This is a genomic window from Mesorhizobium sp. M1A.T.Ca.IN.004.03.1.1, from assembly GCF_003997555.1.
Lineage (GTDB): Bacteria > Pseudomonadota > Alphaproteobacteria > Rhizobiales > Rhizobiaceae > Mesorhizobium.
Map to the genome: position 1 here is coordinate 1 of NZ_RZTV01000340.1, position 271 is coordinate 271.

Annotated in this window: 1 protein-coding gene; it reads left to right on the forward strand. The window is 63.8% G+C overall.

The features are described 5' to 3' along the window. A partial coding sequence (locus EOD29_RS31890) for a cation:dicarboxylase symporter family transporter (protein WP_127248825.1) occupies positions 1-271 on the forward strand: 271 nt, incomplete at both ends.

A 271-nucleotide genomic window follows, 5' to 3' on the forward strand; every position in this document is an offset into this window, starting at 1 on the left:
CGCGCATCGAGCTCGGCGAGTTCATCAATTCCCAGGGCAGCGTATCCACCGATCTCGCGTTCCCGTTCCAGCCGCCGCCATCCAATGCAGGCGCAAACGGCGAACATTCGATCCTGCTCGACCTGGTGCCCAACAACGTCTTCAACGCGCTGGCCTCGGGCCAGACGATCCAGGTCCTGCTGTTCTGCCTGCTCTTCGGACTCGCGATGGGCAAGATCCCCCAACCCTCGTCCATGAGCCTGTCCCAGGCGCTCAACGCGGTCTACCGGGC